General features: G+C 30.2%; 11 protein-coding genes. 10 read left to right on the top strand and 1 reads right to left on the bottom strand.

The features are described from left to right. Positions 1 to 9: 9 nt before the first annotated feature. The 4 genes from mobP3 to GQF29_RS05980 all read left to right on the top strand — a co-directional run bounded on the left by mobP3 (position 10) and on the right by GQF29_RS05980 (position 6,518). Positions 10 to 2,700: a MobP3 family relaxase gene (gene mobP3, locus GQF29_RS05995; protein WP_008789393.1), complete on the top strand. Its 2,691-nt coding sequence runs from the start codon at positions 10 to 12 to the stop codon at positions 2,698 to 2,700. 133 nt (positions 2,701 to 2,833) lie between these two features. Further along, positions 2,834 to 4,477 (top strand): DUF3991 and toprim domain-containing protein, encoded by a 1,644-nt coding sequence (locus GQF29_RS05990; RefSeq protein ID WP_008789394.1) that lies wholly within the window; start codon positions 2,834 to 2,836, stop codon positions 4,475 to 4,477. A 36-nt stretch (positions 4,478 to 4,513) separates the two neighbouring features. Continuing rightward, positions 4,514 to 6,253, top strand: a complete 1,740-nt coding sequence (locus tag GQF29_RS05985) for a VirD4-like conjugal transfer protein, CD1115 family (protein WP_008789395.1) — start codon at positions 4,514 to 4,516, stop codon at positions 6,251 to 6,253. Next, complete coding sequence (locus GQF29_RS05980; RefSeq protein ID WP_008789396.1) at positions 6,246 to 6,518, top strand: helix-turn-helix domain-containing protein; 273 nt, start codon at positions 6,246 to 6,248, stop codon at positions 6,516 to 6,518. Before GQF29_RS05985 ends, GQF29_RS05980 begins: the two co-directional genes overlap by 8 nt. Positions 6,519 to 6,726: 208 nt before the next feature. Here GQF29_RS05980 and GQF29_RS05975 read toward each other — a convergent pair whose 3' ends face one another. Next, complete coding sequence (locus GQF29_RS05975) at positions 6,727 to 8,079, bottom strand: MATE family efflux transporter (protein WP_008789397.1); 1,353 nt, start codon at positions 8,077 to 8,079, stop codon at positions 6,727 to 6,729. 152 nt (positions 8,080 to 8,231) lie between these two features. On the opposite strand from GQF29_RS05975, the gene GQF29_RS05970 reads away from it, so the two are divergent. The 6 genes from GQF29_RS05970 (at position 8,232) to GQF29_RS05945 (ending at position 15,236) form a co-directional block, all read left to right on the top strand. Continuing rightward, positions 8,232 to 8,819 (top strand): TetR/AcrR family transcriptional regulator, encoded by a 588-nt coding sequence (locus GQF29_RS05970; protein WP_008789398.1) that lies wholly within the window; start codon positions 8,232 to 8,234, stop codon positions 8,817 to 8,819. A gap of 62 nt (positions 8,820 to 8,881) precedes the next feature. Then, the gene (locus GQF29_RS05965; RefSeq protein ID WP_160340762.1) at positions 8,882 to 11,479 is read left to right on the top strand and encodes a PRD domain-containing protein; all 2,598 of its coding nucleotides are present in this window, start codon (positions 8,882 to 8,884) and stop codon (positions 11,477 to 11,479) included. Positions 11,480 to 11,793: 314 nt separating this feature from the next. Continuing rightward, positions 11,794 to 12,108 carry a PTS lactose/cellobiose transporter subunit IIA gene (locus tag GQF29_RS05960; RefSeq protein WP_008789400.1) on the top strand — a complete coding sequence of 105 codons (315 nt, stop codon included), beginning with the start codon at positions 11,794 to 11,796 and terminating at the stop codon, positions 12,106 to 12,108. Between the two features lie 6 nt (positions 12,109 to 12,114). Then, entirely contained in the window at positions 12,115 to 12,414 is a 300-nt protein-coding gene (locus GQF29_RS05955; RefSeq protein ID WP_008789401.1) for a PTS sugar transporter subunit IIB, read from the top strand. Between the two features lie 12 nt (positions 12,415 to 12,426). Next, positions 12,427 to 13,788, top strand: a complete 1,362-nt coding sequence (locus GQF29_RS05950) for a PTS sugar transporter subunit IIC (RefSeq protein WP_008789402.1) — start codon at positions 12,427 to 12,429, stop codon at positions 13,786 to 13,788. Next, positions 13,788 to 15,236 (top strand): 6-phospho-beta-glucosidase, encoded by a 1,449-nt coding sequence (locus GQF29_RS05945; RefSeq protein WP_008789403.1) that lies wholly within the window; start codon positions 13,788 to 13,790, stop codon positions 15,234 to 15,236. Before GQF29_RS05950 ends, GQF29_RS05945 begins: the two co-directional genes overlap by 1 nt. Positions 15,237 to 15,306: the final 70 nt, after the last annotated feature.

Below are 15,306 nucleotides of genomic sequence, written 5' to 3'. Positions count from 1 at the left end.
ATCATCTTCATGGTGGTTCTTTTTATTTGGGAGGTGCTAAAGATACCAAGAATTATTGTCAAGACTGGCTATATCAAAGGAAAAGCACATAAGGAATATTATGTTCAATATATTGCAACAAGAGAAGGTGTGGAAAAATACAAAAGTGATCATGGAGATAAGCCAGCAACTACAAAACAAAAACAACTGATCAGTCAGTTGATGAAAGATTATCCAGAAGCAAAGAAGATGTTTGAATATGATGATTATACTTCAAATCCCAACAGAGAAAATGCAAGTGAGTTGATTTCCTCTGTTATTGACAGCAACATCCATGATATAGCAACAAAAGAAAATTATGTTGATTATATTTCCCATAGACCACGTGTTGAAAAGCTGGGAGAACATGGTCTATTCAGTGATCACGGCTATGAAGTTCATTTAAAAGATGTTATTGATGAAGTAGGAAAACATGAAGGAAATGTATGGACACATATTATTTCTTTAAAGAGAGAAGATGCTTCAAGATTAGGATATGATCATGTACAAAACTGGATGAGTTTATGTCAAAGCAAAAGAAATGAACTGGCAGAAGCCATGAAAATTGATGTTAATCATCTCAAATGGTATGCTGCTTTTCATAATGAAGGACATCATCCACATATTCATATGATCGTTTATTCAACTGATGTTAAAGAAGGATTTGTCACAAAACAGGGTATTGAAAAAATAAGAGGGATATTTGCGAAAGAGATTTTTAAACAGGATCTGATACAGACCTATAGCGAACAAACAGAAATACGAAATGAACTTAAAAAATACAGCCAGGATATTGTGAAAAAGATGTTACAGGGAATAGAAGTCAGTCATATAGATAATGATTATATATTTCGTAAAATCATGGAATTAAAGACAAGTCTGGAAAATTATCATGGAAGACTTGCTTTTGCATATATTCCTAAAGAGTCCAAACAGATCATTAATGATATCTTGAGGGAGATGGAAAAAAATGAATATCTTCAACAGCTTTACGAGCAGTGGCTAATATATAAGCAGGATATCCATTCAACATATAAAGATGAACTGTTAGAGAGATTACCATTGCTTGAACAAAAAGAGTTCAGGAGCATCAAAAATATGATTTTGAAAGAAGTGATGTCTTTCCAAACGAATGAGATATTTGATTTTCAGGAAATTCAAGAAACAGAAGATGACAGTCAATTATTTAATGACAATGATATAGAAGATGTTGAGGATACAAACAATAAAGGTTCAACTGCAAATGGATTTATACTTGAGTGGACAAGTGATTATAAAAGTGCTGTTGAATACTTTTATGGAAATGGGAATCAGGAGCAGGATATCAAAAAAGCTGAAGAACTGTTGAAAATGGAGTGTCAACGAAATAATGTTCTTGCCTATGCATTGCTTGGAAAACTGTATGCAGTTAATCAAAAAGAAGAACTCTCAAATCAGTTTTATGAAAAATCTTTTAAAGGATTTGAAGAACTGCTAAATGAAGCAGTTGAAAATAAATTTGTAAAATCGTATTGCAGTTATAGAGTAGGTAAACATTACCTTTATGGAATGGGAACAGAAATTGATTATCAGAAAGCCTATGAATATTTTGAACAGAGTGATAATCCCTATGCTCAGTATTCACTGGGAGTTATGTATCAAAGAGGACTAGGTGTTGATCAAAATAATGAAAATGCATTTGATTATTTTAAACAGTCAGCAACAAATGGAAATGTTTATGGAAACTATGAACTTGCAAGACATTATGATTATGGAATCGGATGTGAAAAAGATGAATATTTAGCCAGTTGCCATTATAAAAAAGCCTATCATTCATTTCAAGAAATGATTGAAAAACAGGAAGATGATAATCTTCTCTATAGACTTGGAATGATGACATTGAAAGGAAAAGGATGTGAAAAAGACATTGATAAGGCAATCTCTTATCTTGAAAAGGCAGTCAGTCTTGAAAATGAGAATGCTAAATTACTGCTTGCACAAATTTATCTACAGGAAGATGACTATGAAAATATTCCTAGAGCCATGAAATGGCTGGAAGAATCAGATAATCAGCTTGCCTGCTATATCTTAGGAAAAGAATATAGCAGTGGAGAACATATAGAAAAGGATACCGAAAAAGCAATCCATTATCTTTCATTATGTGATGATAATGAGTATGCCTTTTATAAACTTTTTCAAATCTATGAAGAAACTCAAAATCATGATTTAAGTCTTCACTATTTAAAGATGGCTTGTGATAAACAATTTGAACCTGCACTTATCAAAATGGCTCAATTACTTATAGAAGGTCAAAAAATAGAAAAAGATATTGATAAAGCTATCAATTATCTAAAAACTGCAGAATCAAACAATAATCAGTTTGCTCAGTATATGCTAGGCAAACTTTTTTTATTTGGAAAAGATGTTGAACAGGATGAGAAACTTGCAGTTGAGTATCTTCAAAAATCTGCACAGCAGGGAAATGAATATGCTCAATACCTATTAGAACATATGAATGACTTTTATCATCAGCCACTGGCACTAATGGCATCAAGATTTTTTCATCATGTGAGTCGCATTTTTCAAAGTCAGATGCCAATTAACAATCATCCGCTTGCAGGAACAGAAAGAAAACTGAAGCAGAAGATCATGCAAAAGAAATTAGCAATGGGTCATAAACAGGATGACCACACATTAAACTAGGAGGATTTTATCAATGAAAAAGAAAAAATATAATTTTAAGGATATTCAAAAAATAGGTGATAATAGACAAAATTTATCAAAAAGAAGAAATACTGCCATCAAAAAGAGAATCAAGGAAAGGAACAGGTAGACAATGGAAAGATACAAAAGGTTTTCTGATGAACAGATTTCAGTTGCCAATCAGGTCAATCTTGTTGAATATTTAAGACAACAGGGAGAAACACTCACCAAATCTGGCAAGGATATGAGATGGAACAGATATACAAGTGTAACCATAAGAGGCAATCAGTATTATAAATGGAAAACACAGGAAGGTGGCTATCCCATTCAATTTTTAAAAGAGTTCTATGGTTATAATTTCAAGCAGGCGATGGAACTTCTTTTATCTTTTGCGAACGATACAGGAATGATAGTTGATGTTCATCCTGAAGAAGAAGTAAAAAAAGAATTTATCATGCCAGAAAGAAATGATTCAATGAGAAGAGTTTATGGCTATCTGTTAAATGGCAGATGTATTGATAAAGAGGTTTTGAATGCATTTGTACAGAAGGGATTGATCTATGAAGATGCAGTTTATCATAATGCAGTTTTTGTTGGATATGATGAAGAAGGTGTACCAAGACATGCACATAAAAGAAGTACACTGATCAATGGTGGATTCAGAGGAAATGTTGAAGGATCTGATCCAAGGTATACCTTTCATTATTTAGGACAAAGCAATCAAATTTATGTTTTTGAAGCACCGATAGATATGCTTTCTTATATTTCACTGCATAAAGAAAATTGGCAGGAGCATAGCTATATTGCATTGAATGGACTTGGAACACAGGGACTGGAACATCTGCTGGATACAAATGATTCCTTAAAGAAAGTGTTTCTTTGTTTTGATCATGACGAAGCAGGAATAGAAGGTGCCGAAAGAGTTTTGGATGTGCTTCACGATAGACAGATGATTGATGCATCTATTATTCAGCCAAAGAATAAAGACTTTAATGAAGATCTGAAAGAACTTCATGGCATTGAAGTTATCAAGGCGGTTGATAATCCTAAATATATGGAAATGTATACTGAAATTGAAAATTTAAAGAATTCACATTTTCAATTAACAGGACATGATGAAATCACACATACAACCATAGGCAATCAGTTTATGAAGGTCTATTATGCTTTCAATAAAAATGGAAAAAATGACTTTTATAATCTTAATAAACAGTCAGAAAAATTATTAAAGCTCGTTTTAACTATGGAACATCAGCTTTTATATAAAGATGTTCCTTTTACTAAAGAATCAAAGGTATGGGATACATTAAAAGATGATTATCGAGCTTATAAGGATAATGGAAATATTAATAAATCCATTCATAATGTTTTTAACAGCTTGAAAGATATTAAAACAGGATTAGATAATCATGAAAGTAATCAAATACTGGCAGATATTTATAGACAATGTTCCAGTGATCTATTGAATATGAAATTACAAATCAGAAGGGAGTTAGTCAGGAATATGGAAATGAAAGAAAAATTAGGACTAGAGGAAAGTCTAAGACCAGAAGCGAAGATGATAGGTGAAGATGGAAATGTTTTTAATTTAATGGGAATATGTTCAAATGCCTTAAAGAAAGCAGGATATCCAGAAAAGTCAAAAGAAATGTTTGATAGAGTGACATCATGTGGAAGCTATGATGAAGCCCTAGCAATTATGAATGAATATGTGATACCTACAGGAGATGAACAATCATTTGATGATGCTTTTGATATGGAAATGAAAGGTTATTAAAGGCAAATCAGTTTAATTTAGAGAGGAGGTCAATGTATGGATGATAAGATAACGTTTATATTTATAGGCTGTCTTTTTTTTATATTTATAGGATGTGCTGTTGTCTTTGGGAATAACTATAATCTTGATCGTATCAAGTCCAAAACAGTTGGAGATGGACAGCATGGAACTGCAAGTTTTGCGACTCAAAGAGAAATCAATAATACTTTTAAGAAAATTGATTTCAATGCGAATAAATGGCGAAATAGAATTAATCTGCCAAAGCATCAGGGATTGGTTGTTGGAACACAGATCAAATTCAATAAAACGACCTGTTATATTGATACTGATGATATTCATTTACTTATGATAGGTGCTGCTGGTGTTGGAAAGACAGCACATTTTTTATATCCCAATTTGGAATATGCCTGTGCTAGTGGGATTTCCTTTATTACAACTGATACAAAGGGGGATCTTTATAGAAATTATGGTGCAATCGCAAAAGACTATTATGGCTATCATGTCTCGGTCATTGATTTAAGAAATCCATTATTTTCTGATGGAAATAATATGCTCCATCTGGTTAATAAATATATGGATCTCTATAAGCAGGGTAGACATAATTTAAGTCTAAAAGCAAAGACAGAAAAGTATGCCAAGATCATTGCAAAGACAATTATATTCAGTGATGGAGAAAGTGCATCGAACTACGGTCAAAATAGTTTCTTTTATGATTCTGCAGAAGGACTACTGACAAGTGTGATTCTTATTATTTCTGAATTTTGTCCTGCAAGACAAAGACATATTGTGAGCGTATTTAAACTTGTTCAGGATTTACTGAAGCCATCAAAAATCAAAGGAAAATCTAGCTTTCAGGTCATGATGGATTTGTTGCCAGACAATCATAAAGCCAAATGGTTTGCAGGTTCTGCATTGAATACAGGAGAACAGGCTATGATGTCAGTATTATCAACAATCCTCTCAAGGCTGAATGCATTTATTGACAGTGAGATAGAACAGATACTCTGTTTTGAAACAGCTGTTGATATAGAGAAATTCTGTGCTGAAAAATCAGCCATTTTTTTAGTTATGCCAGAGGAAGATAATACGAAACACTTCCTTATCAGTTTATTTATTCAACAGTACTATAGAGAAATGCTGGCATATGCAGATGAACAGGGTGGACGATTAAAGAATAAGGTCATTATGTATCTAGATGAAATAGGAACAATACCAGCTATACAGTCAGCAGAAATGATGTTTTCAGCATCCAGATCAAGAAATATATCAATTGTTGCGATTATTCAATCACTTGCACAGCTGGAAAAGAACTATGGTAAAGAAGGGGCATCTATCATTATGGATAACTGTCAGGATACATTGTTTGGGGGATTTGCACCTAATTCAGAAACAGCAAAAGTCATGAGTGAAAACTTAGGATATAAGACTGTTTTAAGTGGCTCTGTCAGCAAGGGTAAAAATGATCCATCACAATCATTGCAGATGATTCAAAGACCGTTGATGACAACTGATGAGTTAAAATCAATGCCTAAGGGAAACTTCATACTTATGAAAACAGGAAAGAATCCCATGAAAACAAAGTTAAGACTTTATAAGAAATGGGGTATAGAGTTGAGTGGAGAATATAAAATGAGAATGAGAAATCATAGAGAAGTTGAATATGCGAGTATGTATGAAATTGAATCGATATTAAAAAGCAAGAATCAGAATATAGATAATATTATGCAACACATTGACTTCCAATCCATTAAAAGGGGAGGTGTTAAAGTTGAATAAAGACTATATGTATTTTTATACAAAAGTTTCAGGTGCAAATATTTCACCAACAGCAAGATCAGTTTATCGAGCATTACTTCAGTATGCGAACAGGAAAACATGGTCTTGCTTCCCTTCTGTCAATACCCTATCAAGAGATACAGGATTAAGTTCAAGAACAATAAGAAGATCTCTTCAAGTATTAGAAAAAGAAGAACTGATATTAAGAATTCATAGAACAAGAGAAAATAACGGAAATACAAGCAATATGTATTTTTTAAATTAATGTTTTTTGTAAGGATGACTATGTCCTTTTGAGGTCACTAGGATAGTGACATAATGTCATAACTGTAACTTTAAAATTGAAATATATATTTACAGAGAAAATATTTAAATACATCAAATAATTAGATTTATATATAGTATAATATTCTATTAGAGCTATTATTAAAAAATTCAAATATTGATTTTGCATTTATGTGTCATGTGTTTAATCAAATTAAATTATGAAATAATCTTCTTAATACAATAATTGAGATTATAGACAGTATAATTTCTGTAACAAATTGAGCATATGCTAAACCATAAAGAGGGAAGAATGAATTTAAAATAATTAATGATGGAATTTCTAAAATAATTTTTCGGGCAATTGCAAAGAAAAATGCATATTTTCCCATGCCAACAGCTTGAAAAATAGCTACAGATAAATAATCAAGGCACAAAAATGGTATGCCTAAACTAAAGCCTCTTAGTAATTGACTTCCATAAGTACTAATATCAGAACTATTCATGAATACACCAACAAAAGACTTAGCAAGGATAAATGAAACAGAAGAACATAATATTAAAAATATTAACATAACATTTCTTGTGTAATTAACAGCATTTTTCATTCTTTTATAATTTTTACTTGCATATGTATAACTGATTAATGGCATAATTTCTTGTGAGCCACCTAAGGCTATGTTGAGAGGTATAGAATTAATTTTTTGAGCAATGCTCATAGCTGCTACAGCAGTTGCTCCATAAATAACAGTAAAATTGTTTAATATTGTCATACTTGTCACATTTAATAAAGTTTGAATAGAAGCAGGTACGCCAATACTACATACACCATAATCAACTTTTTTATTTAATACCAAATCTTTTATAGAAATACTTGCAAACATTTTTTCTCTTTTTTTAAAGAGAATAATAAAGTAGAAAATACATGATGCACAATTTGATAAGAATGTTGCACATCCTGCTCCACTTGCTCCCATATTCAATCCCCATGGTAAAACAAAAATAGGATCAAGAATAATATTGAGAATACATCCCACTGCAACTCCTGCACTTGCGAGAACTGATTTGCCTTCTGCACGAATAATGTTTAACATGACTATATGTAAAATTGTTGGAAGGGCACCTAAAGTCACAGTCCAAAACATATAGATATTTGTAGCAAACTCTGTATTGACTTGGACTCCCATAAGTTCCATGATTGGCTGTTTGAAAATCGTATAAACAATGAAAAATAATAATCCTGAAAATAAAGTGCCATAAAAACCAAAAGCAGAACTTTGCTTAACTGTTTTATAATCTTTAGCATCTAGTGAACGACTCATCATACTTGCTGTACCAACACCAAGTAAATTACTAATGACATTAAATGCTAGCATTATTGGAGCTGCTAATGTAATTGCCGCATTTTGAATAGGATCAGCTAGCATCCCAACAAAAAATGTATCTGCCATATTATATATAATGACAGTTAGTGAACTTAAAATCATAGGAAGAGCTAGTTTTATGACTGATTTAGAAACAGGGATATATTCAAATAATTCTATTTTTTCTTCATTTTGCATTAATTTAACCTCCTTGTTATTATTTATTGTATTAATGTTGATTATTCATCATTTATCAATTATAATTTTTATGATATTTCTATCAATGGTCAGTTTTAGAATTTTGTAGATTATGCCACATTTAAAAAATAATATAGATTAAAGGAGTCAAAATGAAGAGAGAATCACAAAATGATTTGAGATATATTAAAACAGAATCACTTATTCAAAATACTTTTAAAGCAATGCTGTTAGAAATGGATTATTCACAAATAACAATTAGAAAATTAGTAGAACGTGCTCAAATCAATAGAAAAACCTTCTATTTACATTATCAAAATTTAGATGATTTACTTGTAAATCAACAAATTAGTATATTGTCAAATTTTTTTAAAACACTTCCAGATAAATGGAATGTAGATGATTTAGAAAAGTTTATTAGAAAATTGTTTTTATTTTTAGCAAATGCTAGTAATGTTGATAATAAGATTATGTCTATTCAAGGACATTTGACTTTTTGTAAAAGTCCGAGTGATTATATAAGGGAACAAATGTTTAATTATCTTAAATCTTATGATAACTTTTCAAAGTGTCAGGATTACGAGGCTAATATTTTTGTATCATATTTATATGGTAGTTTTATAATGATATATAGTCAATGGATCATTGATGGGAGGAAAATACCTGTGGAAAATATGATTCAATTTATAACAAAATTGATTTCAAAAGGATTATCTGAAAGTCAATTGCTTTTACAATAATTATAATAAATCAAATAATTTTATTAGAGGTTTTTTTAGAAGTTATAGGAGGGTGATTATGCATGAAAAAGAAAGATTTAATTTTATCATATATGCAAAGAACAGTTAGTGTTGCTGATAAAGAAAAGCTTTTTACAACTCAAGAATTAGTTGATCATTTTCATATGCAAAGAACGAACATATCATCTATACTTAATCAGTTGGTTAAGGACAATAAATTAGAAAAGATAGATGGAAGACCTGTATTATATAGATTAATAAATCTCAATCAATCAAATGAGAAATATGATTTAGTATTTCAAAAAATGATTGGTTGTAATGATAGTTTAAAAAATGCTATAAAGAAGGTAAAGTCAGAATTGATATATCCAGATAAAAAGCATATGTTTCTTTTTATTGGATCAAGTGGTGTTGGAAAAAGCTTTTTTGTTCAAACGTTATTTGAATATGTTAAAGAAAGAAAAATGGTTTCTAAAAAGGCTCAATTGCTCAAACTTAATTGTAAATATTATATGAACCATGAAAATGACTTGATAGATGTTATAAAAAGTGCTGCTTTATTAAAGCAGGTCGAAGATGGAATTATGTTTGTTGATAATGTTCATTTAATATCACGAGATAAACGAGCAATTATCTACGATTTAATAACATTACAATCAAAAGAAGGTCATTTTATTTTAGTTTTTTCATCAGATAAAAATGTAGATGAAGATTTTAGAAAAAATTATTTAGAATGTATGAATGTTATTATTGATATACCTGATCTAATGGATAGAAGTTTAAATGAACGATTTGACATTATGAAGAATACTTTACAAAAAGAATCACAAAAAATTGATAAAAATTTTATTATAGATGCTGAAGTATTATTGTGTTTACTACTATATCATTGTGAAAGAAACATTAAGCAATTCATAAACGATATCAAAGAAGGCTGTGCAAGTGCTTATTTAAGAGAAATAGATTATAATAATGAAAATATCCACTTATATTTATATGATTTCCCTAAATATATCAAAAAAGGATCTATTTTTTATAAAAGCCATGCAGCTGAATTGAGTGAATTTGTTTCGTATGATTATGTTTATTGTTTTACAAAAGAATCTGTTGAAAAAACAAAAGATGACTTTTTGTTAGAAAAACATCAAGATAAATATAGTTATTTAAAAGATATGACTTTTAATGAAAAATCATTTCAAAATTCAAAAATAAATGTATTTTTAAATAAATATAATAAAGAAATAAAAAGTAAGAACATAGATGAAACATCGTTAAGTAAAATTGTAAATAATGAGATCATCCAATTAGTAAAAGATTTTTTAGATTATGCATCACGTAAATTGGACCGTTTTTTTCCAGACTCAGTTTTTTATGGCTTGTGTTTACATTTACAATCTCTTGTAGAGCATCCAGAAGTTCGAAGTTATAGTGATGATTATATAGAACAAACAATAAAGGAAAACCAGAAAGAATATGTATTAAGTTTGCAACTTCTAGATACAATAGAAGAACAATTAAATGTACATATTGAACTAGAGGAAGCATCATTAATAACTATGTTTATTTGTGAAAAGAATCAAGCTATAGAAGATGATGGATTTCCTGTGTTTTTGATTGCCATGCATGGTAGTCAAACAGCATCCTCACTTGTTGATGTTGTTAAAACTCTTGTAAAGACAGACAAAGTTTATGCTTTTAACTTATCTTTAGATAAAGAAATTATAGATGCATATAATGAACTTAAAAATTTTATCAAACAAATTAATATGGGAAAAGGGATATTGATGATGTATGACATGGGATCATTAAAAACTATGGCTCAAGAAATCGCAGATGAAACTGGTATTAATATCCAATTTATTATATCTCCAACCACTTTAATTGCATTAGAATGTGCTAGAAAAATGGAAACAATTCATGATCTGGATTCAATTGTATTAAGTATGAAGGATAGTTACGAAAAATACTTTCCATCTATTGTCGATAATTATAAGAGGGAAATTAAAAAGGATATTATTATTACGTTATGTATGACAGGAGAAGGTGGAGCCTTACAAATAAAAAGATATTTGGAAAAAATCATTGAATTTCGTGATATTGATATTATACCTTTATCTATGAAGGATAAAAACCAGCTTATTTCACAGATTAACCACTTAAAGGAAGAACATAATATATTATATGTTATAGGAACGTTTAATCCGCATTTACATGGAGTTTCATTTATTTCTATTTCTCAATTATTTAATACACCTATTGAACAATTATCAGAATTATTTAGTGTGAATGGTAAGTTTTTACCAACAAAAAAGAGAATTAAATATTCATTGATATTTAAGAATATAGAGGAACAAATGCCTGATTTTGATATTGACTTATTGAAGGAAAATTTAATTCAAGCAATTCATAAAATTGATGTAAAATATCCTTTAAATCAAAATAAACGAATAGGTTTGATTATGCATATAAGTCATCTTATTTATCAATTGGTTCACCAACAAAATATTAAACAGATAAGAGATTATAACAAAATAATAATGGCAAATAAGAAAATATATAATTATCTTTGTGATGTTTTTTCAGATATAGAGAAAGTCTTTGAAATTAAATTCTCAGATTCAGATATCGCAATGATTATTAAAATGATTAAGGAAATCTAACTTTTAAAGTTGGATTTTTATTTTTAAGTGTATAAAGTGTATGTTTTTTAAATAGGCAGTTATAAAAAGAGTGAGGGTATTTTTAATGAGAAAAAGTAAACTTATTTTAGCAATATGTATCATAAATAAAGAGCAAAATCAAAAGTGTATAAATAAAGAAAATAGTGTATAAAAAGTTAAAAATCGATTCATTTGAAGTGATTTGAAAGAATACAAGATTCATTGTATATTGATATCGTTGAACAAGGAAAATACAAAGATCGATCAATTATTAGAATTTGTTTAATGATTTTATAAAAAAATGAGGTGAAACAATGGATGTAGAACAAATTGCTTTTACAATTATTGCACATGCTGGTGAAGCAAAATCATTAGCATATTCAGCATTAAGAGAAGCTGAAAAAAACAATTTTGAAAAGGCAGAAAATCTTATTAAAGAAGCACGAACTGAAATTAATCAATCTCATCAAAGTCAAACTGATCTTCTTACGAGTGAAGCAAACGGAGAAAAAACACCTATTAATGTTTTACTTATTCATTCTCAGGATCATCTTATGACGAGCATGTTAGCTATTGATTTTATTCAGGAACTTATCAAGATTTACAAAAAGACATTTGAAAAGGAGTAAAAAAATATGAAAATATTATTATGTTGTGCCAATGGACTTTCTACAAGCATATTGATGCAAAAAATGAGAAAATGGGGAAAAGAAAAAGGAATAGAGTTAGAGGTTATTGCAAAACCTTCAAGCGATATTGAAAATGTATATAAAGATTATGATTGTATTTTGGTAGGGCCACAAATTGCTTATCAATTGGAAGAAATTAAGGGTATTGCGGTAGGAAAACCTGTTGATAAAATTAATCCAGCTGATTATGGTTTAGGAAATGTTGAAAACATAATGAAGCAGGTTCATAAATTATTAGATAAATAGGAGGGGATAAAAATGGAAAAATTTATGAAATTTTTAAATGAAAAACTAACACCTCTTGCAAATTTCTTTGGTAGACAGCGTCATTTATTAGCTATGCAAAGAGGTTTCATGGCAATGATTAGTTTTATATTTATTGGTGCTGTATTCATGATTATTGCCAATCCACCAGTTACAGCGGATATGGTAGCGAATGGTGGGATATTATCCATCTTTTCAGGATGGGTTAATTTTGCAGCAAAATATAAAATGGTTATATTGATTCCATTTAATATGACAATGGGAATGTTAGGTGTTATTGCTGCTTTTGCAATTGCTTATAACTTAGCATCAAGTTACAAAATGTCAGCAATGAGCTCAGCATTAACATCAGCAATCATCTTTATGTTAACTGCTGCACCTGCTGGATATTATGCATTGGCAGATGGGTCAGTTGCATCTATGATGAAAACAACATATTTAGGATCACAAGGATTGTTTACAGCAATTGTTGTGGCAATAGTAACAGTGGAAGTAACAAGATTCTGTTTAAGCCATCATTTGACAATTCGTCTTCCTGAATCTGTACCACCATTTATTTCAGAAACTTTTAGTTTAATTATTCCAGGTGTCCTTAATACTATTATTTTCTTTGGTGGAAATTTATTGATTCAAGCATATGATCCAACAATGACACTACCAGCACTAATTGAATTTGTATTAGGTAAACCATTAGGTGGATTATGTAATACTTGGCCAGGTGCTATTGCTTTATGTATCATTAGTTCATTATTCTGGTGCTGTGGGCTTCATGGAACAATGATTTTGATGCCTTTTACAACAGCTATTGGTATGCAAGTTGCAACACGAAATATGGAATTAGTCGCAGCTGGTAAAGATATTATTTTCCAACCTGCAATGTTTGGTGATGCTGGAAATTTATTAGGGGGAGCAGGTAATACATTTAGTTTTGTTCTCTTATGTCTTTTATTAGCACATTCAAAACAATTAAAGGCTTTTGGAAAAGCAACAATTATTCCAAGTTTTTGCAGGATAAGTGAACCAGTATTATATGGCGCACCAATTGCCTTTAATCCTATTTTGATGATTCCATTTATTGTAGGAACATTGCTTAGTAATGCTTTATATACTATTTGTTGTATGACAGGATTAATTACACCAATTTATTTGCAAGTTGCTGGAACATTCCCGATTTTTATTAACAGTTTTATCAAATGTTTGGATTTTCGAATTATTATATTTGAAATTGTCCTTATTGCTATTCTTGCGGTTGTTTGGTATCCATTCTTTAAAATTTATGATAGTCAATTAGGTACAAAAGAAAAAATGAAAGAAGAAGAAATAGATAGTAATAACATTGAGGAGAGTATTGCTTAATGAAGAGGAAACAGTTGGGATTTCCTGATCACTTTCTATGGGGTGGAGCAACTGCAGCTAATCAATGTGAAGGTGCACATTTAGAGGATGGTAGAGGTTTAGGGCATATTGACCTTGTTCCTCAAGGAAGTGAAAGATGGAATGTTATGAGTGGAACATTAGATTCTTTACAACAAAAGCCTAATACGTATTATCCTAGTATGAAAGGTATAGATTTTTATCATCATTATAAAGAAGATATTGCGTTATTTGCAGAAATGGGATTTAAAGTATTTAGAATGTCTATTGATTGGGCAAGAATCTTCCCTCTTGGTATTGATGAAAAACCAAATGAAAAAGGTTTACAATTTTATGAAGATGTTTTTAATGAGTTACATCTTTATGGAATTGAGCCCCTAGTTACAATGACACATTATGATATCCCTTTAGAATTGGTTAAAAGATATAATGGATGGGAAAGTCGAGAAACCATAGAGTGTTTTAAAAAATATGTCAAAACCATTTTAACTAGATACAAGGGAATGGTGAAGTATTGGTTAACTTTTAATGAAATTAATTGTATTACATCTCTGCCATATTATGCAGCTGGTGTTGTTATTAGAAGTGAAGAGGAAAGACTGCAACAAATTTATACGGCAGTTCATCATGAACTTGTTGCCAGTGCATGGGCTGTAAAGATAGCTCATGAAATTGATAAAAACAATATGGTAGGATGTATGTTGGCAGCTGGAGTGACTTATCCATATCGTTGTGCTCCAGAGGATGTTTGGCTTGCTCATGCAAGTGGACGAGGAAAATTCTTCTTTTCTGATGTTCTTGTAAGAGGAGAGTATCCTGAATATAAGCTTAAAGAATTTGAAAGAATTGGGTTTGATATTCCATTTTTTAAAGAAGATAAGGAAGTGTTAAAAAATCATACAGTTGATTTTATATCTTTTTCTTACTATTCTTCACAGCTTGTTTGTGCAGATCAAAATGTGATTGCTGAAAAGGCTGAAGGGAATGTTTTTCCTACATTGAGAAATCCATATTTGAAAGAAAAGGATACAGCATGGAAGTGGCAAATTGATGCATTGGGGTTAAGAACAACACTTAATCAATTTTATGAACGTTATCAAAAACCTCTATTTATTGCTGAAAATGGGGTAGGTGGTATTGATACTTTAGAAAATGGTCGTGTGCATGATGAGTATCATATTCATTATCTTAGAGAACATATCAAGGCTATGAAGGATGCTATAACATTAGATGGTGTAGATTTAATGGGTTATACATCTTGGGGATGTATTGATTTGGTATCAGCTTCAACAGGTCAAATGAAAAAAAGGTATGGCTATATTTATGTTGATGCAGATGATTTAGGTCAAGGATCATATCAACGTTACAAAAAAGATTCATTTGAATGGTATAAAAAAGTTATTGCAACAAATGGTGAAGATTTAGATTAATATATATTTTTTCTCCCTTAATTAATCATCATTATATATTGAGCAAATAAAGTACATGCTTGCATGTACT

It is taken from the genome of Coprobacillus cateniformis, from assembly GCF_009767585.1.
GTDB classification, from domain to species: domain Bacteria; phylum Bacillota_I; class Bacilli_A; order Erysipelotrichales; family Coprobacillaceae; genus Coprobacillus; species Coprobacillus cateniformis.
The sequence above is the reverse complement of the archived record's forward strand: the minus strand, read 5'-3'. Positions and strand labels throughout refer to the sequence as shown.